The 18,466-nt window shown below is 59.6% G+C and carries 17 protein-coding genes; 5 read left to right on the top strand and 12 right to left on the bottom strand.

Going from position 1 to position 18,466, the window contains the following annotated elements; all coding sequences use genetic code 11:
* Positions 1-137: 137 nt before the first annotated feature.
* The 8 genes from VMV64_RS12755 to moaC form a co-directional block, all read right to left on the bottom strand.
* Positions 138-1,220 carry a geranylgeranyl reductase family protein gene (locus tag VMV64_RS12755; RefSeq protein WP_325330899.1) on the bottom strand — a complete coding sequence of 361 codons (1,083 nt, stop codon included), beginning with the start codon at positions 1,218-1,220 and terminating at the stop codon, positions 138-140.
* Positions 1,220-2,272, bottom strand: coding sequence for a lipoate--protein ligase (locus tag VMV64_RS12750; protein ID WP_325330897.1), 1,053 nt, complete (start codon positions 2,270-2,272; stop codon positions 1,220-1,222). The genes VMV64_RS12755 and VMV64_RS12750 overlap by 1 nt, the downstream gene beginning before the upstream one ends.
* Complete coding sequence (locus tag VMV64_RS12745; protein WP_325330895.1) at positions 2,236-3,303, bottom strand: radical SAM protein; 1,068 nt, start codon at positions 3,301-3,303, stop codon at positions 2,236-2,238. Before VMV64_RS12745 ends, VMV64_RS12750 begins: the two co-directional genes overlap by 37 nt.
* A 139-nt stretch (positions 3,304-3,442) precedes the next feature.
* The gene (locus VMV64_RS12740) at positions 3,443-3,883 is read right to left on the bottom strand and encodes a glycine cleavage system protein GcvH (RefSeq protein ID WP_325330893.1); all 441 of its coding nucleotides are present in this window, start codon (positions 3,881-3,883) and stop codon (positions 3,443-3,445) included.
* An 88-nt stretch (positions 3,884-3,971) separates the two neighbouring features.
* The gene (dsrE2, locus tag VMV64_RS12735; RefSeq protein WP_325330891.1) at positions 3,972-4,478 is read right to left on the bottom strand and encodes a sulfur carrier protein DsrE2; all 507 of its coding nucleotides are present in this window, start codon (positions 4,476-4,478) and stop codon (positions 3,972-3,974) included.
* 53 nt (positions 4,479-4,531) lie between these two features.
* On the bottom strand, positions 4,532-4,759 hold the full coding sequence (locus tag VMV64_RS12730; protein WP_325330889.1) for a sulfurtransferase TusA family protein: 228 nt from the start codon (positions 4,757-4,759) through the stop codon (positions 4,532-4,534).
* A gap of 99 nt (positions 4,760-4,858) precedes the next feature.
* Positions 4,859-5,200 carry a rhodanese-like domain-containing protein gene (locus tag VMV64_RS12725; RefSeq protein WP_325330887.1) on the bottom strand — a complete coding sequence of 114 codons (342 nt, stop codon included), beginning with the start codon at positions 5,198-5,200 and terminating at the stop codon, positions 4,859-4,861.
* A 186-nt stretch (positions 5,201-5,386) separates the two neighbouring features.
* Entirely contained in the window at positions 5,387-5,866 is a 480-nt protein-coding gene (gene moaC / locus VMV64_RS12720; protein WP_325330885.1) for a cyclic pyranopterin monophosphate synthase MoaC, read from the bottom strand.
* 201 nt (positions 5,867-6,067) lie between these two features.
* Here moaC and VMV64_RS12715 point away from each other — a divergent pair, with 201 nt between their 5' ends.
* The 5 genes from VMV64_RS12715 (at position 6,068) to VMV64_RS12695 (ending at position 12,836) form a co-directional block, all read left to right on the top strand.
* The gene (locus tag VMV64_RS12715; protein WP_325330883.1) at positions 6,068-7,510 is read left to right on the top strand and encodes a M48 family metalloprotease; all 1,443 of its coding nucleotides are present in this window, start codon (positions 6,068-6,070) and stop codon (positions 7,508-7,510) included.
* Positions 7,511-7,747: 237 nt separating this feature from the next.
* The gene (clpS, locus tag VMV64_RS12710) at positions 7,748-8,056 is read left to right on the top strand and encodes an ATP-dependent Clp protease adapter ClpS (RefSeq protein ID WP_325330881.1); all 309 of its coding nucleotides are present in this window, start codon (positions 7,748-7,750) and stop codon (positions 8,054-8,056) included.
* 1 nt (position 8,057) lies between these two features.
* Positions 8,058-10,322 (top strand): ATP-dependent Clp protease ATP-binding subunit ClpA, encoded by a 2,265-nt coding sequence (gene clpA / locus VMV64_RS12705; RefSeq protein WP_325330879.1) that lies wholly within the window; start codon positions 8,058-8,060, stop codon positions 10,320-10,322.
* A gap of 85 nt (positions 10,323-10,407) precedes the next feature.
* Positions 10,408-12,210 carry a sensor histidine kinase gene (locus VMV64_RS12700; RefSeq protein ID WP_325330877.1) on the top strand — a complete coding sequence of 601 codons (1,803 nt, stop codon included), beginning with the start codon at positions 10,408-10,410 and terminating at the stop codon, positions 12,208-12,210.
* Entirely contained in the window at positions 12,207-12,836 is a 630-nt protein-coding gene (locus VMV64_RS12695) for a response regulator transcription factor (RefSeq protein ID WP_325330875.1), read from the top strand. The genes VMV64_RS12700 and VMV64_RS12695 overlap by 4 nt, the downstream gene beginning before the upstream one ends.
* Positions 12,837-12,865: 29 nt before the next feature.
* Here the strand turns inward: VMV64_RS12695 and dsbG are convergent, their stop codons facing one another.
* The 4 genes from dsbG to VMV64_RS12675 all read right to left on the bottom strand — a co-directional run bounded on the left by dsbG (position 12,866) and on the right by VMV64_RS12675 (position 18,457).
* Complete coding sequence (gene dsbG, locus VMV64_RS12690) at positions 12,866-13,633, bottom strand: thiol:disulfide interchange protein DsbG (RefSeq protein WP_325330873.1); 768 nt, start codon at positions 13,631-13,633, stop codon at positions 12,866-12,868.
* 7 nt (positions 13,634-13,640) lie between these two features.
* Complete coding sequence (locus tag VMV64_RS12685; RefSeq protein WP_325330871.1) at positions 13,641-14,471, bottom strand: TlpA disulfide reductase family protein; 831 nt, start codon at positions 14,469-14,471, stop codon at positions 13,641-13,643.
* 11 nt (positions 14,472-14,482) lie between these two features.
* Positions 14,483-15,004, bottom strand: a complete 522-nt coding sequence (locus tag VMV64_RS12680; protein ID WP_325330869.1) for a DsrE family protein — start codon at positions 15,002-15,004, stop codon at positions 14,483-14,485.
* 201 nt (positions 15,005-15,205) lie between these two features.
* Positions 15,206-18,457 carry a tetrathionate reductase subunit A gene (locus VMV64_RS12675; RefSeq protein ID WP_325330867.1) on the bottom strand — a complete coding sequence of 1,084 codons (3,252 nt, stop codon included), beginning with the start codon at positions 18,455-18,457 and terminating at the stop codon, positions 15,206-15,208.
* Positions 18,458-18,466: the final 9 nt, after the last annotated feature.

Here is an 18,466-nt window from a genome sequence, read left to right as displayed (position 1 = left end):
TATCCTGAGCCAGCCAAGCTGGAGCCAAAAAAGATTTACCGCAGAGGCGCGGAGGCGCAGAGAAAGGCATTGCTTTCCTGGCTTCCCCTTACGTTGATCTTTTCTGCGTCTCTGCGCCTCTGCGGTGAACAGCTTTTTCAAAATTGACCCTCATCAAAATATTCCGGAAAAGCGACCCAGCCACGCCGGTGAATCCTGTCCGCATCTGCCGCAGGAGTGCGCCAATTCTGTCCGATCCAGGCCCGGCGTGCCACTGCCCGCTCCAGGCAGGCGCCGAACTGGTCGCGAATATCATTTTCAAAATCCATCAATGAATTTTTTTCACACCCGATCAACCAGGCTGCAGCAGCCTGCCCGGCACGCTCGCCGGACGCCACGGCGGCGGCGATGCCCGCACCGGTAATGGGATGCGTCAGTCCGGCCGCATCGCCAACGAGCAGCACGTTTCCCACCACCAGATTCCGGCGCAGGCCGCTCACCGGGATTGCCCCGCCTGTGCGGCGCAGGATGGCCTCTCTCACCCTGCCCTCGACAACAAGCTTGCGGTGAAGCGCATCCAGCAAGGCTTTAGGATCACTGCCATAACGCTTGTCCACGCCGAGACCGAGGTTGGCCACCCTGCCCTTGGGAAACAGCCAGGCATAGCCACCGGGGTAGTCGGGCGACAACCAGATTTCAGTCTCCTCGCTGGCCTCAAGCAACGGCACGGTATATTGCCGGGTATGCACCGTTTCTTGCTGCGGCAAGCCGAGCGACCTCGCCACGAAGGAATACGGCCCGTCGGCGGCGACCAGTAGCCGGTAATCAAAGCCTATCTCGCCCTGCGACGTAACGGCGATAGCCGACGAACCCGCACTATCCAGCCCGACCAGGCGGCTGTTCAGGTACAGTTTGGCGCCGCTTTGCTTAGCCTGCCGCGCCAAGGCCTGATCGAATGCGGCGCGGTCTATCATCAGGCCGGTAGAATCGCTTTTTTCCATCCTCCCCGAGGGCAGGTAGCTGACCATGCCCTGAATGCGCTGCTGCAGCACGCCCTCGGGCACAGCGTAACGAGCCAGCGGTAAGGGAATGAATTCGGCACACTGCACCGGCACTCCGATTTCCTTCCGTCGCTCCACCGCGGCCACGCGCAATCCGGCCTGCGCTGCAGCCAGTGCCGCCGCGCCGCCAGCCGGCCCGAGGCCGACCACCAGCACATCCACTTTTTGCCGACCATCCATCACGCCGCCGCTTGCCGGATCACCGCTGCAAAATCTTCCGGCGTCAGCATCAGCAGGTCGGCCTGCTGCTGCGCGAAAAACGACCTGATAAGTTCTTCGACCCCATCCAACGGAACGTTGCGCAGCGCCGCTTCCAGATCGGCCACCGCGCGCTTCGGGCTGACGAAGAAATCGCCGCTGAACCACACTTGCCTGATGCGACCGGCGCGCGCATCGAACGCCAGGCACACCCGCAGCAGGCCGCCGGGAAATTTGCGCGATGCCTGCAGGATCGACATATCCGCTGCCGAACGGTCGATCAGGTTGACCCAGTCCGGATGATCGATCTCGGCCAGCGCATCTTGATAGCGCGCCAACTCTACCGCAGCCAGATTGCCAGGGGCGAAGGAAACGCCGAATTCCTTGGCGAATGCCCCGGTCAGTGCCGCCTTGACCGTCTCAAGGTCGGGCACTTGGCCGAGCAGATCGGCCAAATTCGTCACCCGCTCCCGCGCCGAAGAAATTACCTTGTCAGAAAGCTTTTCGGCCGTGATACGCAGCACGCGCAGCATTTTTTCCACGTCGAACCGTAGCAGCAGCGTGCCCTGGTACATCAGGGCATTGCCCTCGAACGCGCCGCCGGTTCCGGAAATCTTTTTTCCCTCCACCTCGATGTCGTTGCGCGGCCGGTATCTCGCCTCGACGCCCAGGGCAGAAATTCCCCGCGCCGCCGCTTCGCAGATGCGGCGAGCAATCTGCGCCATGTCGGCGCAGCCGAGAGTATCTTTGGTAAGGTAGAGTTCCCAGCCGATCTGGGTTTCGTCGAAGTAGATCGCCCCGCCACCGGTGATGCGACGCTGCACGGCGATATTGTTGGCACGGCAGTAATCGAGATCGAGCTCCTGCTCCGCGCTCTGGTGATAGCCGAGCAGCGCGCTTGGCCGGAAGCGCAGGAAACGCAGGGTATTGGGGATTTCACTGGCCTGACGCGCTTCAAGCAGGGCGCGGTTGAGGGCGATATTCTCTGCCGCCGGCCTCAGGCCGGTATCGATGACGCGCCAGGTTTTGCCCATAGTCCGCTTTCTGTCACCATCTCGCCACCCACTGCCATCGAGCAGCAGGCCGAGGCAATACGCGCCTTCCGGCCGAGCCGCGCCGCCAGTTCGACCATGCCGTCGGCAGGATGCGCGATACCGTTCAAGCCGGCCATCAGCGCATAGGCATCGATCTCGGCCTTGGCCTGACCTGCCGGACGTGCACAGCCGAGCAGCAACGGGATATCCGGCAAGGCCTGCCGCGCGTCGAGAAAAAAACGGCCGACTTCAAGACTGTCAGGCACGCCGAACGGCTTGTGGACAAGTGCGTAGAATGGCATCACCACCACCAGCACTACCGCTGACGGTTTGTGGCGGCGCAGCATTTCCAGCGCGACCCGTTCGCCAAGAAAGCGGCCGTAATGCAGCCCCAACACGATGTGCGGCACCACCTTGAGGCGCGTCGCCACCAGATTTTCCAGCGATCGCTCGAAGTCGTCCACGCTGCGCTTCAGATGGTAGACCTGGGTGATGGTCTCCTGCGCGCCGATCACGTCCATCATGGCGGCATCGATGCCGCTGTCTTCCATCCGTTGCGCCATATCCCTGTCCACCAGCGCAGTATGCAGGGCGATCCTGAATTCCGGAAATGCATCTTTGATGCGACGGATAGTAGAATAGTAGGGATCGTACTCGACTTCGTTGCGGTGGTTGGAACCCCCGGTCAGCAGCATGCCGCGAGCGCCGTGCTCGATCTGCTGATTGGCTACGCACCACAATTCTTCCGGGGTGCGGGCCGGAATCATGCTGGCGAGAATCCTGCCCTTGCAATGGTCGCACTGCAATTTGCAATCCGGCCCGGTAATGGAAACCGCCGGCCAGGCGCTCTTGCTGCAGGAGGCGATTTCGGATGTGGCGTAGGATTTGAAGCTTGGGGTGTAGAAGTCGATGGCGTCCATCGTACCGGCGGCGCGCTGCATTTCCCCGACCAGGGCGGCATCCAGTGAAATACCTTCCAGTGGCTCGATCTTTGCCGCAATGTTCAGCCAACTGCCGCTGCCGTTAAACATGACGCGCTCCATAATGCAGCTCAACAAAACATTTAACCGCGAAGGACGCCAAAGTACGCAAAGGAAAAACAAGTTTCATGGGTTACCTCGCGTTCCTTTGCGCCCCTTGCGGTAAAGAAATGCAGTCGACAGGCAACAATTATGCGCAGCCCGGGAAACCTTCCGTCTGCATCTTGGCCTCGAACGCCTCAGCCGCAGCCTGCCCGCTCAGCAACAAGCCCGACTCCCCGACCCAGTCGGAAGGTTTCATCCTGACCAGCCAACCGGCTCCGTAGGGGTCGGTGTTGATCGTGCTGGGCACAGCGATTACCGCCTCGTTGACGGCAATAATTTCGCCACTGACGGGTGCCTTGACCGGGCCGACCCATTTACCCGACTCAACGGTGCCGGTGGACTTGTTCTGGTCGACCGCTCGACCCACTTTTTTAGCCGTCCAGGCCACGATCTCACCCGACAGTGCGCAACCGTAGGGGGTCATGCCGATGACAACGGTGCCGTCAGACTCGCGCCGAGCCCACACGTTATCGTCCACGTTGTAATACAGGTCATCGGGAAAATTACAGCCGCGTACTAACGCCATGTTTCATCTCACACTTTAAAAAGCAAAAAAGGGCAGGCGATATCGCCTGCCCTTTTTTGTCTACCTCAGCTCAACCTGCTGCCATACATCAAATGTACAGGCAGATATCCGATTCCCCGGCAAACTCGAAGAACGACGCAGCGCCCACGTAATCGAGCCCGTCAATGAAATCGCTGTGCTCGAAGCCGAACAGTTCCACGGTCATCTGGCAGGCGAGGAACTTCACCTCAGCCTCCTGGCACAACTCGCGCAGTTCGGAAATGGTCGCAACGCCGTTGTTGGCAATGGTTTGCTTCATCAGTGCGGTTGCCAGCGACTCGAAACCGGGAATATTCGCCTGGATAATATTGGGAATATTCCAGTTGATCCCCCTGAACCACTTCGGACCGAACGGCATCTTCATCGGCATGCCGGGATTCCCCAGCGGACTGACCTTGAGGCAGCCCGTATCCTTGCGCACCAATTGCAAACCATAAAAAGTAAAGAATATTTGCACGTCATAACCCAGCGCCGCGGCGGTCGAAGCCAGAATGTAAGGGGGATAAGCCCAGTCCAGCGTGCCCTTGGTCGCGATGATTGCAAGCTTCTTCGCCATTTTCGTTGCCTCCGAATTGTAGATAGTTATTATTTGTTCAAACTATTCTTAAATTATTTCTTCTTGAGAAAGAACTGGTATTTGCCGCCTACTTCGGCAGAAGACAGCAACTCGTTGCCGGTCTGCTTGGCGAAGGCCTGCATATCCTTGACGGAACCCGGGTCGGTGGCAACCACTTTAAGCACCTGACCGGCAGTCAATTCGGCGAGAGCCTTCTTGGTACGCAGGATAGGCAGGGGGCAGTTAAGGCCGCTGGCGTCCAATTCTTTATCGAAATTCATTTTTCTTAGTCTCCTTAAGTGTGGGTTTAGATGTAAAAAAGGATTTTATAATATAGATAAGGGTAAATTGCAACAGCCGCGACTATCCACTGACAAAAATCAAGCTGCCTTGGCCAGTGCCAGACCGGACTGCATCCAGGCCATAATTCCACCCTGCAGGTTATACACGTTGTCGTGCCCCTTGGCCGCCATGAAAGCGCAGGCCTGCGCCGAACGCGCGCCGGAACGGCAATAAAAGATGGTATGGACATCCTTGTCAAGTTCGTCAGCCTTGATCGGCAACAGGTGCAAGGGCAAGTGCAGCGCACCTTCGATCACGCCGTAAGCGACTTCATTATCACTGCGCACATCCACCAGGGCGAGATTCTTTTTCTCGCTCAACAGGGAGCGCAACCCAGCAACATCAATTTCCTTGATGCCAAACATATTGGATCCAAACATGGCGATATTTCCCTTCAACAACAAAATCATAGTCCGCTAATATACCAAAAAGCAGCCAATCTACAACTACTTTATATTTATGCGTACATAATTTTAGTTATGTCCAACTCCCGTTACTCCTATCTTACAAGAGACTACGCAACCGCCCCACAAGTTCCAGAGCGTGAACTCCCTGCCTATCCACTATTATTCCGCCGCCACCCAGTGGCCCGACTTGCCGCCCTGCTTCTCCAGTAGGCGGATGCCATCCAGATGCATGCCACGATCCACCGCCTTGCACATATCGTAGATCGTCAGCAAACCGACGCTCGCAGCAGTCAACGCCTCCATTTCGACGCCGGTGCGCCCCAGGGTTTCCGCCGTGACGATGCACTCGATCGCCGTATTGGATTCGTCCACGTTGAACTCCACGCCGACCTTGGTGAGCGCGAGCGGATGGCATAAGGGTATCAATTCGGAGGTGCGCTTCGAAGCCTGGATCGCAGCGATGCGAGCGACGCCGAGCACATCGCCCTTTTTGGCCCCACCCTCCAGAATCAGCTTCAGAGTGGCGGGCTGCATGGTAATTCTGCCGGCAGCGCGGGCGATGCGGCGAGTTTCCGGCTTTTCTGCCACACCCACCATATGCGCCTGCCCAGCCTCGTCAAAATGGGAGAATCCGCTCATTTTTGGCACCTGAATAATGAACTTATATTTTAAAGCGATTATCATAGCACCATGAATTTACGCCACCTAGTAGTCCGTTCCACCAAAACGGGGACAAATGAAACGGATGGATTTTTTCGCCAGGCTAGGCGCAGACTCGCCGCCGTATGGGGTATACGGCAAGGGGATGCAACGACGCATGGCGGGAAAAGACGCCGTTTCATGTCTTCGGTTTGGCGGAACGGACTACTAGCCCTGCTCATCCCGCTGCTGACCATGCCGGGCGTGTTGGCCGATGGCCTGCCCGACTTGGGCGAGGCATCGCAAAGCGGGTTCTCCCCGCAAACCGAGCGCCGCATCGGCGAGGCCATCATGGTTGACGTCCGCCATGACCGCAGCCTGGTGGACGATACCGAACTGACCGACTATCTCAACAACCTCGGCTACCGACTGGTGGCCTCCAGTGCAGGGAATCGCCAGGATTTCGAATTTTTCGTACTTCGCGACAGCACCCTGAACGCCTTTGCCCTGCCTGGCGGGTTTATCGGCGTGCACACCGGACTGATACTCGCGGCACAGAGCGAATCCGAGCTCGCTGCCGTGCTCGGCCACGAAATCGCCCACGTCACGCAGCACCACCTGGCTCGCATCATCGCCAAACAGGAGCAAAGCACGATGACCTCACTCGCCGCGCTGGCGGTGGCAATCCTGGCTGCACGTTCCAATCCACAAATGGCCAATGCCGCCATGGCGACGGCGCAAGCGACTTCCATCCAGACCCAGCTCGACTTCACCCGCGAGCACGAGCGCGAGGCCGACCGCATTGGCCTGCAGACGCTGACCCAGGCCGGGTTCGACCCGCGCGGAGCGGCTTCATTCTTCGAACGGCTGCAAAAATTCAACCGGTTGTACGAAAATAACGCGCCGGAATACCTGCGCACTCACCCGATCACCAGCGAACGCATTGCCGACCTGCAGAACCGCCTGGAAAACACGCCCATTCGCCAAGTTCCGGACAGCCTGGAATTTCAGCTGGTGCGCGCCAAACTGCGCGCAGACGAAGGATCGCCGCAGCAAGCAATCGCCCACTTCGAGGAAGCGCTGCGCGAAAAAAAATACAGCAGCGAAGCCGCCAGCCGCTACGGCCTGGCAGCGGCCCTGCTACGTGCCAAGGAGACCACGCGCGCCGAGCAGGAACTGGCACAATTGCGCAAAACCACTGCGCCCAACGCAATTATCGAAAACCTGAGTGCTCTGATCAAGACTGCCGCCGGCCCGCAAGGGGCCGCCCTCGCCCAGTATCAGGCAGCCCTGAAAAGCTTTCCAAATCACCGAGCGCTGGTGTATGGCTATACCGAAGCTCTGCTGCAGAACCGCCGCAGCGGCGATGCACTGAAGCTGGTCGGCGACCGGCTGCGCCGCTTCCCCAACGACGGCCGGCTCTACGAATTGCAGGCGCAAGGCTACGCCATGCAGGGCAAGATGCTGCTATCTCACCAGGCGCAGTCCGAAGCCTATACTCGCCAAGGCAATCTGGTCGCTGCCATCGAACAGCTGCAGCTCGGCTTGAAGGCGGGCGACGGCGATTTCTACCAACTTTCCATTGCAGAGGCGCGACTCAAGGCATTGCGCGCCGAACATGCCGAGCTCACCAAGAAACCATAGGGAGGCGCTGATTAAATCGGTCCGCCCTGAGCCTATCGTAAGGGCATGCTTGGTAAATCATAATGTTAGAAAGGGCTTCGACCGTTCGACAAGCTCACGGCTCAGCCCGAACGGAGCAAATAAATCAGCGTTTCCATAGCGTCCAGAGGGTCGTTATTTTTCCTCATCTCCCCCTTGGGGTACTTGAAAAATTCACTGCCAGCGCCAAAATGGTTCTAGTATGCTTAAAGGAAGAGAATGGGTAGCAAGCGTCAAGAAACTCCGGTACTGGAAACGGTAAAAAGCAGGCTGAAGTCCCCGCCTCTGTTCAACGTGGTACTGCTGAACGATGACTTCACTCCGATGGAGTTTGTCGTCGAGGTTCTACAGCAATATTTTTCCAAGACCCACGAACAAGCGACGGAAATCATGCTCAAAGTACATACTGAAGGCGCCGGCCTATGTGGGGTATACCCCAAGGACATCGCCGCAACCAAGGTCGAACAGGTCGTGGCATTCGCCCGGCAGCATCAACATCCGCTGCAATGCGTGATGGAGGAAAATTGAAATGATCGCACAGGAACTTGAAGTCTCTTTACATATGGCTTTCATGGAAGCGCGCCAGAAGCGCCATGAGTTCATTACCGTGGAGCATCTATTGCTGGCCATGCTGGACAACCCCAGCGCGGCCAAGGTGTTGCGCGCCTGTGCCGCAGATATCGACGAGCTGCGCAAAATCCTGGCCGACTTCGTCACCACCCAGACTCCCACCATAGCCGGCTCGGGCGAAGTGGACACGCAACCCACCCTGGGCTTTCAGCGCGTGATCCAGCGCGCCATCCTGCACGTCCAATCCTCCGGCAAGAAGGAAGTGACCGGCGCCAACGTGCTGGTGGCGATTTTCGGCGAGAAGGATTCCCATGCGGTGTATTTCCTCAGCCAGCAAGGCATTTCCCGCTTCGACGTAGTGAACTACATCTCTCATGGCATCAGCAAGGTACCGGAAGGCAATGTACCGCGCCAGGATCCGGAGCAGGAAGCCGAGCAGGAAGCCGCTCCCGCCGGTGCGCTGGACAACTTTACCCAGAACCTCAACACCCAGGCTCTGGCTGGCAAGATCGACCCGCTCATCGGGCGCGAACTTGAACTGGAGAGAACCATTCAAACCCTGTGCCGCCGCCGCAAGAACAACCCTCTGCTGGTCGGCGAGGCCGGCGTCGGCAAGACTGCCATTGCAGAAGGGCTGGCGCGGCTCATCGTCGAGGGAGAAGTGCCCGAAGTGCTGGCCGAGAGCACAGTCTACTCGCTCGACATGGGCGCGCTGCTGGCTGGGACCAAATACCGCGGCGATTTCGAACAGCGCCTCAAGGCGGTACTGAAGCAGCTCACCGAGGATCCGCACGCCATCCTGTTCATTGACGAGATCCACACCCTGATCGGTGCCGGTGCCGCTTCCGGCGGCACGCTCGACGCTTCCAACCTGTTGAAGCCCGCACTGAGTTCCGGGCAGCTGCGCTGCATCGGCGCCACCACTTACAACGAGTATCGAGGCATCTTCGAAAAGGATCATGCCTTGTCGCGGCGTTTCCAGAAGATCGATGTGCCCGAGCCCAGCGTCGAGGAAACCGTGGCCATTCTGCGCGGCCTGAAATCGCGCTTCGAGGCCCACCACGGCGTCAAGTACACGGCCTCAGCGCTCACCACGGCGGCGGAACTGTCAGCGCGCTACATCAACGACCGCCACCTTCCCGACAAGGCCATCGACGTGATCGATGAAGCCGGGGCTGCGCAGCGCATCCAGCCGAAATCGAAGCAGAAGAAGACCATCACCAACAAGGAAATCGAGGAAATCATCGCCAAGATCGCGCGCATCCCGCCGAAGAGCATTTCCAGCGACGATCGCTCCGCCCTCAAGACCCTCGACCGCGACCTCAAGTCCGTGGTATTCGGCCAGGACAAGTCCATCGATGCGCTCGCCTCCGCGATCAAGATGGCACGTTCCGGCCTCGGCAATCCGCACAAGCCGATCGGCTCCTTCCTGTTTTCCGGCCCGACCGGCGTCGGCAAGACCGAAGTGGCGCGGCAGTTGGCCTATACCTTGGGCATCGAGCTGATCCGCTTCGACATGTCCGAATACATGGAACGGCACGCGGTATCTCGCCTGATCGGCGCCCCGCCCGGCTATGTCGGCTTCGAACAGGGCGGCCTGCTGACCGAGCAGATCACCAAACACCCTTATGCGGTGCTGCTGCTCGACGAAATCGAAAAAGCCCACCCCGACATCTTCAACATCCTGCTGCAGGTAATGGACCACGGCACGCTCACCGACAACAATGGCCGCAAGGCGGACTTCCGCAACGTAATCATCATCATGACCACCAACGCCGGCGCCGAATCGCTGACCAAGAGCAACATCGGCTTCACTACTGCGCGGCAGCAAGGCGATGAAATGGCGGAGATCAAACGGTTATTCAGTCCGGAATTCAGGAACCGCCTGGATGGCACCATTTCCTTCGCGCCGCTCAGCCGCGAGGTCATCCTGCGAGTGGTGGACAAATTCCTGATGCAGCTGGAAGAACAGCTCCACGAGAAAAAAGTGGAGGCCGTGTTTACCGATGCCTTAAAAGATCATCTGGCCAAGCATGGCTTCGACCCGGCAATGGGTGCGCGACCGATGGCGCGGCTGATTCAGGACACCATCCGCAAGGCGTTGGCGGATGAACTGCTGTTCGGCCGACTGGCCCATGGCGGCAAGGTAGTGGTGGATGTCGATGAGCAGGAGAATGTCCATCTCGAATTTGCCGAGAACAGCGAAAAAGCCGTCAGCGTTTAGCCTAGCCGCAAAAAACAAAAAGGCGCAGGATTGAATAATCCTGCGCCTTTTTACAGTCGAGTTTGATAAGCCGATAATACAAGACATGCTCTTTCTGCGACCGCTCTACCGGCTTGGCGTTTTTTTGATGGGCGTGGCCCTGCTGCTCCAGGCATCCCTTGCGGATGCAAGCAATGCGACTACGGTGCGGATCGGTGTCCTGGCATATAAAGGCGCCGAGGCGGTACAGGAAGATTGGTCCTATGTCAGGAATTGGCTTGTAGCCACCATTCCGGACCATCGTTTCATTCTGCTTGATTTCGACCAGGCCGGGCTGACGCGTGCGGTGCATGAACGGACCATTGATTTCGTCATCACCAATAGCGGCCACTATGTCGCCCTCGAACATAGCGATGGCGCCAGTCGCATCGCGACCATCGAGTCGCCTTGGGCCCTGTCGCCAAGGCAATCGATCGGATCGGCCATCGTGGTGCGCAACGGTGCCCACTTGCACACATTGGCGGATCTGGCCGGCAAACATGTGCTGGCGGTTGATCCGGATGCGTTCGGGGGATACCAGATCGCTGCACGCGAATTGCTGGAAGCCGGTGTCGATCCCGCGCATGATCTGGCCGATCTGCAGTTTACGGGTTTCCCGATTCAAAAAATCGTGCATGCGGTTCATGCAGGCCGAGCCGACGCCGGCATCATTCGCACCTGCCTGCTTGAGCAGATGATCCGCAGCGGCGAGATTGGCGCCGGGGAGTTGCGTGTGCTGGCGCCGATCGCCACCCAGGGCTTCCAGTGCCAAACATCGTCACGCTTATACCCCGACTGGCCGATTGCCGCCTTACGGCATACCCCGGCGGAACTGTCCAAGCAAGTGGCCATCGCTTTACTGGCAATGCCGCGTACCGCGGATGGCTATAGTTGGGCAGTACCCGCCGATTATCAGGTTGTCGACGAGCTGTTCCGCGAATTGAAAATCGGCCCCTATGCCTATTTGCGCCAATGGACCTTCGAGGGAGTTTTGCGGCGCTATTGGGGCTGGATGCTGCTGATTCTGGCCTTACTGGTCGTCTGGGCAGTGCATACCGTGCGCGTTGAACACCTGGTGAGTCAGCGCACGCGCGCGCTGCGCGACGCGCAGGAGGAACAGCGCCGCATGGCAGAAGAAGCGCGCTTGCGACAAACCACGCTCGACCATACTGCGCGACTGGCCATCCTCGGCGAAATGGCAAGCGCGATCGCGCACGAGTTGAACCAGCCGCTGGCGGCGATCCGCAACTTCGCCCGCGGCATGGCGCGGCGCATTACAGCAGGTCGATTGGAGCCGGCGCCCTTGCTGGACGGAACCAACGAAATCGTCACGCAAAGCGAGCGGGCGGCAAGCATCATTCGGAACATCCGCGCTTTCGCCCAAAAAAGAGCATCCGAACAGAAGTCGGTCGATCTGATCGCGGTTCTGGGAGAAGCCATCGCCCTTTTCACCGGCACCCATCCACAAGCGCGCGTTATTTGGCAACCCGACGCGACACAACCGGCCAAGGTGATGGCCGACCCCGTGAAGATCCAGCAGGTCATGCTCAATCTGCTGAAAAACGCGCTGGATGCGCAACAGACCGCCGGCCATGCGCAGGAGCCGATCGAGGTGCGGTTCCGGGTGGAAGCCAGCGCCTATCTCATCACCGTACGCGATTCCGGTTGCGGGCTTAAGCCCGAACAGTTCGCACGCCTGTTCGAACCGTTCTTCACCACCAAACCCGAGGGCCTCGGCTTGGGTTTGTCGCTTAGCAAAAGCATTATCGAATCGCTTGGGGGAACGCTGTCGGCTATGGCCAATGACGACAATCCAGGGCTGGCAGTATGGTTCAGCCTGCCGAGGGAAGAATCACAGGGAGGCCTATGAACGAACGCGATGCGGTGCTGTTTGTGGTCGACGATGATGCGGCGATGCGCCGCTCATTGGTTTATCTGTTCGATTCGGCGGGATGGCGTGTGGCGACTTTCGAGTCGGCGCATGACTTTCTCGACCGTTACAACGGGCATGTGCCGGGCTGCCTGGTTCTCGACGTGCGCATGCCCCTGATGAGCGGATTGGAACTGCAACAAACGCTCAAAGAGCATGGCGTACACTTACCCATCATCTTTCTGACCGGCCACGGTGATTTAGCCATGGCCGTGCAGGCGATGAAAACCGGTGCCTGCGATTTTATCGAAAAGCCGTGCAAGGATCAGGTATTGCTCGATGCGGTTACGCGCGCGGTGCAGCGCAGCATTGAGGAGTGCCGGATCAGTACGCAAACCCGCACAGCACAAACCGCTCTGGCGACTTTGACCGCGCGCGAGCGCGAGGTGGCGGAGTTGATGGCCGCCGGCAAGCCCAACAAAATCATCGCCCGCGAGCTGGCAATCAGCGACAAGACCGTCCAGGTGCACCGCCATAACACGATGGAAAAGCTGGGCGTGCATTCGGCGGCGGAAATCACCCATCTGTTGATGGAGGCAAAAGCGGGGCATCCTGGCTCGCATTAGGGAAGGTCTGATCAAACCACCAGGCAGGCTCAGCGCGGGCCAAGAATTTTGGTCAGCATTTCTGCCGATGGCGCACCTTGTATCTTTTGCAGATTGCCGCTGGCGTCCTTGTAGAAGATGGTCGGGGTGGCAGAGGCCCCGAGTTGCTGCATCAATTTCTGGTTGGCGTCGAGCTGCACGCGAACTGTTGCCGATATCTGGGCCAAGGGCTTGACGCCACCACTGGCATGCTGTTGTTCGTGCTGGGTCAGGGCAACTTGCGGATCCTTGGCAGAGAGCAGGGCCGCCGCCTTACCCGCGCTGGTGTCCGTGAGGATGGCAACTATGACGTGGCGCAACTGCACCTTGCCGGCCTTGACCCAGGGTCGGGCATCATTCCAGAACTTGTTGCAGTAGGGGCAGTTAGGGTCGGTAAAAGTGTAGATGACACGCGGGGCATTCTTGCTGCCATCGGCAATCCAGGCGCTCTTCTCAAGCTGCTTCCAGATTTTCACGGTCATGGGTTTGCTGACCAGCCTGTCCAACGGTTCCTGGCTCAGGTTTACCCCTTTTGCGTCGATCATGGAGCCGATGATCGCCTGTTTGCCGTCGGCGGTCAGGTAGATGGCCAGCGGCTGTTGCTCGATCATGCCTGCATAGCCGGTCAGCCCGCCTGGCGCAGCAAAGGTCCCTATCACCTCGACACCCTGGGCTTCGAGCGCCTTGATCGGTGCCGGCCAGTCTTTCGCCTGTGCACCCAGGGTCATGCCGAGCAAGGCAAACAAAACGGCAAACAGAACGAATGGTTTTTTAATCATTGGTGATTTACTCCTTATTTGAGAGGTTAGTGCGCGAGCGCAGCTGGTTTAATTTACTCGCCAGCGAGGCGGCCGATAGCTCACCCAGGTGGGTATCGATCAGCCGTCCGTGGGCGTCGTAGAAAAGAGTGGTTGGCAACGCCATCGAGCCGACCTCGCGGCCAATGCCGGCGCCGGGGTCGAGTAGAACGTTGGCAAGATCGAGTCGAGCGGCGGTGAGATAGTGCTGGGCCGTCGTCCCATCTTCGCCCTGGTTGGCAAAGACAAAGCGCACTCCCGTTTCCTGTTTTTGCGCGGCGGCGAGCACCGGCATTTCGCGCCGGCAGGGAGGGCACCAGCTGGCCCACAAATTGACGACCATGGGCTTGCCGGCAGCCAGCGCAGCGAGGTCTGCCGGCTCGCCCGCAAGTGTCGTCAACGACACCTTGGGCAGAGCCGTATTGTCCATCATGAGTATCGCACCGAACATCGCTCCCCAGGCAAGCGCCCCTGCCGCCAGTCCCAAGGCCAGCGGTTTGCGTAGTGCCGCGCGGCGCCAGCCCCGCCAGACCGCCACCAGCAATGCCGCCGCCATCCCGGCCCACGGGGTGAAGCCGCCGTCGCGGATATCGAGCATGGACCACCAGGGCATGCCGCGATAAGTGTCGAACCAGATGACAACGAAGGCGATGCGTGCCACCAGCACAGCCGCGATCAACATGTCGGTCAAGATATTGCCTATGCCCGTTTGCTGACCACGCCCGGCCAGGCGGCCTGTCCCCGCCGCAACAAACAGAGCCCCCATCAGCAGCAGCAGGGTGATCGGCACTGGGAGGGGACCCAGATTCACTGTCAGCATTCCCAGCCTCCCTACGGCTGGATCATCACGTAACCTTCCTGCACCAATTGCACGATCCGTCCAAGCGCACCGGAATTCACCTTCACCCCGGGCAGCAGGTTCTCATTGACCCACATATTGGCTTTCATGGTAACAACACATTCCTCGATCTGGGCGCCCTGCTTGATCAGGTCTTCGACCATGCCCTTGTAGGGGTTACCGGTTCTGGTCTTGCGCGCAGCATTGTAAGCCTCGTCGTTAAGCAGCATGTATCCTGCATCGCCGTGGAAAACAGCAACCAGGCTCGATTCGGTACCGGCCTGCTTGAACCGTTCGAGCATCAGGGTCATGTGCTTGAGGCCGATAGGGGTATCGCCGCTAAATGCGGCATGGTCCAGGTTGAAAACGACCTTCGCCTGTTTTAGCGCGACCGGGACGTCGATCCGGATCTGGGGTGCAGGCGCCGCCTGTGTGGCAATTGCAGGCATGCTAATGGCGGTAGCCATGAGAGTGGAAAGGAAAAGTTTTCGTGCAAAGTGCGACATTTGTTTCATTTTTATTCCTTGGTTGAGATTGAAGATTGGACACGCGTAAAAAACACTATCGACCGCGCCAAAAGTCAGATTTGACGCGGCATTCCGGAAGATTTTAATTAGCCCTCGATTAGGCGATGCTCGGCATATTTCTTCATGCTGACCAGACTAGCCGCGCAAGAGCACCTCCGCCTGCTGCCAATGACAAGCCCGGCCCTTCCGTCACGCCCGCACCAGACGCGCCGGCAAACCCTGCCGCACAGTAGTTCCCGCCACCGGATCGACGAACACGTTGCGTCCGTTGCGGGTCGGATCGCTCAAACCCATATCATTGAGATTGATGCCGGCAGCTATCGCCGGTTCGTGCGGCTGCACTTTGTCACCGATGCGATGCGCCCGCGCACCGAGCTCGCGATGGCCAAAACCGTGTTCAACCGCAACCACGCCGCGCTGCACGCCGTGGCGCAGAATCACCGTCGCCTTGGCACGCCCTCCCGGGGTTTCGAGATAAACCTGGTCGCCGCTGTGCAGGCCCAGCCGTGCCGCATCTTCCGGATGCAGCGCCACCGGGTTGTCGGGGTGGATACCACGCAAGCGCCGTGCACCGATGCTGTAAGAATTTTGCAGCGGCGATTTGTAGCTGATCAATTGCAGCGGCCATTCCGCCTCGGGGTACTTCTTGCGTACCGGCGTGCCGTCGGCGAAAGCCGGTTCATGCCACGATGGGGTGCCCGAAAAACGCTTGCCGGTGAAACTGTTTTTGGCGGTACCGACGTTTTCGTTATACAGCATCATGGGCTTGGTGAAGCGATGCGTGGACCAGTCTGAGGGGTAAGGCGCTTCCTCTTGCTCTCCGTGGACGGCAGCGCCCGCCACCGTCGCCGCTGCCAGCGGCTTGATGCCGGCAGATTTGGAGTTTTTGGCCAAGGCGGCTCCTGCTGGCGCGGCATGCGCCTTGGGATCGGCCGGCGGCGGCAAGCGCAGGCCGAACATTTCCTTGTAGTTCTGATACCGTCCGCCCCGCGCCAGCATGAAAGCCACCTTGCGCCACTCTTCGGGCTTGAGTGTTTTTTCCAGCAGGGGACGGATACGGGCCACGCCGGACAGTTCGATATCCTCGTCGCTCGCTTCCGGCACCGGCGTCTTGCCCTGCCACGCGATATTCGCGCCGCCGCGCAGATACCAGTCCTCGGGGCGTTCCAGCGGGCAAGGATTTCCTTCGGCGTCGGCGAGGCCGGCCGGACCGAAGCCGGGCAAAGCCATGGCCTTGGCCAGCGCGATGAAGAAGGTCTCCATGCCGATCGCCTGGCCATCCGGCAGCTTCTGGGCTTTAGGTTCGACCACCGGCCAGCGCGCCGTGCTCATCTTGACCGCCACCCCACCCCAGGCGCCGGCCCAACCCCAGCTTTCATAGAGCAGCGAATCCGGCACGATATAGTCGGCAAAGGCCGAGGTTTCATTGATAAACGGGTCGACCGCCACGATCAGCGGCAGCTTCTTCGGGTCGGCAATATCTTTCCCGATTTGCGCGCGCAGTCCCGGCACGCCATAAAGCGGATTACAGCTCCACAAGATCAAGGCCTTGAGCGGATAGGGATAGCCGTTGATCGCGCCGGTCAGCCATTCGGACGCCAGACCCGGAGCATTCGGATACCACGGCGCCTGCGCCGGATAGGCCTTGCCGCCTGCCTTTTTGCGCTTGAACTCGGACGTCTTTTCGTAGGGCACGTTGCGTCCGATCGGGATGCCGCTCGGCTTGACCTCGCCGGCAAAATTTTCCAGATTGTAGCGCGGCCCTTCGCCGACATCCTTGAAGCTGCCGCCGCTGACCAGGGCACCCCCTTGGCGGTTGAGATTACCGATCAGGGTATTCAGCATCACCACCGCATAGGCGTTGTAAAATCCGCTGCCGGACATCATGCCGCCATGCGCGTTGACAGCGGCACGTTTGCCATGGCTGGTGAATTCGCGCGCCAGTCCCTCGATGATCTCCACCGGCACACCGCAGGCGGCGGAATAGTCGGCCAGGCTGTGCTTCAACGCTTCTTCACGCAGCAGGCTCATCGCGCTTTTGAGCTTGAGCGTATCCGCACCGACCTGTGCCTCGCCGTCAAAGAACAGCTCTGCCACACCCTTGGCTTCGGTGTGAACGACGAGCTTCTTCGCCACCGGATCGAACACGACGAAGGGGTCCTTGTCCTTGTAGCGTTCTTCTTCGGGGAAGACCATGCCCAAGTCGGAACCGCGCAAATAGCGGCCGTCGCGCGCATGGCCCGGCTGGACGATCACCAAGTGCGTGGCATTGCTCCAGCTCGCTTCGCCGGACGCCTCAGCCACTTTGAGGTTGGGCTGGACCAGGTAATGCCGGTCGTAGCGTTCCTGCTCGATGATCCAGCGTATCATCCCCATCGCCAGGGCGCCGTCGGTGCCGGGCTTGATCGGCACCCAGCGGCTGCGGTCACCGGCGGCCAGGCTGTCGGCATTGGTCAGCACCGGATCGACCACCACGTAGCTGAACTGCCGGTTGCCCGAGCGCGCCTTGGCGATTAGCGTGCCCTGCCGCTTGAACGGGTTGCCGGCATTGCCGGGCGCAGTCCCGATGAAGATGCAGAACTCAACATTTTCAAGATCCGGCTTGGCGTGCGGCATTTTCTTCATATCGCCGAACATCGCCCCCGAGCCGCTGCGATAGGCGCCGCCGCAGTAGGAGCCGTGTCCCACCATGTTGAGGCTGCCGTAGGACTGCTTGATAAAACGCTCCACAAAAGCAAGGCGGCCCTCGTTGGTGCTGGCCATCAGGCCGACCTGATTGACCTTGGGGCCGAGTTCTGGCTGCTGCGGATCGATCGGCGCCTGCAGGTCGCGCAAGGCGCGCAATCCCTGCACTTCGCCCTCGCCGAACAGATTGCCGCCTTCGACGATCTCCTTGACCAGCTGGTCGAACGCGATCGGCTGCCACTGGCCGCTGCCGCGCGGGCCGACGCGCTTCATCGGGGCCAGCACGCGGAAAGGCGAATCCATTTGCTCCAGCACGGCGTTGCCGCGCCCGCAGGCGGTGGATCGCCCCGCCAGGCCTTTTTCCTCGTAGCGCGTGAGCGATACGAAACTTTCGCGGATCGGCGTCTGGAAAGGCAGCGGCGGATCGGCCGACATCGGGCTGTACGGATTGCCCGCCACGCGCAAAATCTTGCCGGTTTTTTTGTCGATGCGCACCCGCACGCCGCAGAAGGTGGTGCAACCCGTGCACATGGTGTAGCTGACCTGCTGTTCCGGGTTGATGCTCAGCGCGCCGGTGGCGGGATTGACGGTGAACTCGGGCGCCAGAGAATTGCCATTCAGCCGCTGCTTCGGCTTGTCCTTGCCGAGCACGTGATCGAACATTCTTCCGGCCGTGGTCGAGAAGCCCGCGGCAAAAGCGGTGAGACCACCGCCTATCGCGGCCTTGCGCAGAAACGAACGACGCTTGTCTTCCATGCTGATCTC

The sequence above is a fragment of the Sulfuricella sp. genome, assembly GCF_035531155.1.
Taxonomy (GTDB): domain Bacteria; phylum Pseudomonadota; class Gammaproteobacteria; order Burkholderiales; family Sulfuricellaceae; genus Sulfuricella.
Note: the sequence above shows the minus strand (reverse complement) of the source record. Positions and strands in the feature narration are given on the sequence as shown.

Excerpts from the sequence above, each read along its gene's own strand:
- VMV64_RS12755 (WP_325330899.1), bottom strand. The coding sequence starts at position 1,220 with ATGGATGGTCGGCAAAAAGTGGATGTGCTGGTGGTCGGCCTCGGGCCG.
- VMV64_RS12750 (WP_325330897.1), bottom strand. The coding sequence starts at position 2,272 with ATGGGCAAAACCTGGCGCGTCATCGATACCGGCCTGAGGCCGGCGGCA.
- VMV64_RS12745 (WP_325330895.1), bottom strand. The coding sequence starts at position 3,303 with ATGTTTAACGGCAGCGGCAGTTGGCTGAACATTGCGGCAAAGATCGAG.
- VMV64_RS12740 (WP_325330893.1), bottom strand. The coding sequence starts at position 3,883 with ATGGCGTTAGTACGCGGCTGTAATTTTCCCGATGACCTGTATTACAAC.
- dsrE2 (WP_325330891.1), bottom strand. The coding sequence starts at position 4,478 with ATGGCGAAGAAGCTTGCAATCATCGCGACCAAGGGCACGCTGGACTGG.
- VMV64_RS12730 (WP_325330889.1), bottom strand. The coding sequence starts at position 4,759 with ATGAATTTCGATAAAGAATTGGACGCCAGCGGCCTTAACTGCCCCCTG.
- VMV64_RS12725 (WP_325330887.1), bottom strand. The coding sequence starts at position 5,200 with ATGTTTGGATCCAATATGTTTGGCATCAAGGAAATTGATGTTGCTGGG.
- moaC (WP_325330885.1), bottom strand. The coding sequence starts at position 5,866 with ATGAGCGGATTCTCCCATTTTGACGAGGCTGGGCAGGCGCATATGGTG.
- VMV64_RS12715 (WP_325330883.1), top strand. The coding sequence starts at position 6,068 with ATGTCTTCGGTTTGGCGGAACGGACTACTAGCCCTGCTCATCCCGCTG.
- clpS (WP_325330881.1), top strand. The coding sequence starts at position 7,748 with ATGGGTAGCAAGCGTCAAGAAACTCCGGTACTGGAAACGGTAAAAAGC.
- clpA (WP_325330879.1), top strand. The coding sequence starts at position 8,058 with ATGATCGCACAGGAACTTGAAGTCTCTTTACATATGGCTTTCATGGAA.
- VMV64_RS12700 (WP_325330877.1), top strand. The coding sequence starts at position 10,408 with ATGCTCTTTCTGCGACCGCTCTACCGGCTTGGCGTTTTTTTGATGGGC.
- VMV64_RS12695 (WP_325330875.1), top strand. The coding sequence starts at position 12,207 with ATGAACGAACGCGATGCGGTGCTGTTTGTGGTCGACGATGATGCGGCG.
- dsbG (WP_325330873.1), bottom strand. The coding sequence starts at position 13,633 with ATGATTAAAAAACCATTCGTTCTGTTTGCCGTTTTGTTTGCCTTGCTC.
- VMV64_RS12685 (WP_325330871.1), bottom strand. The coding sequence starts at position 14,471 with ATGCTGACAGTGAATCTGGGTCCCCTCCCAGTGCCGATCACCCTGCTG.
- VMV64_RS12680 (WP_325330869.1), bottom strand. The coding sequence starts at position 15,004 with ATGAAACAAATGTCGCACTTTGCACGAAAACTTTTCCTTTCCACTCTC.
- VMV64_RS12675 (WP_325330867.1), bottom strand. The coding sequence starts at position 18,457 with ATGGAAGACAAGCGTCGTTCGTTTCTGCGCAAGGCCGCGATAGGCGGT.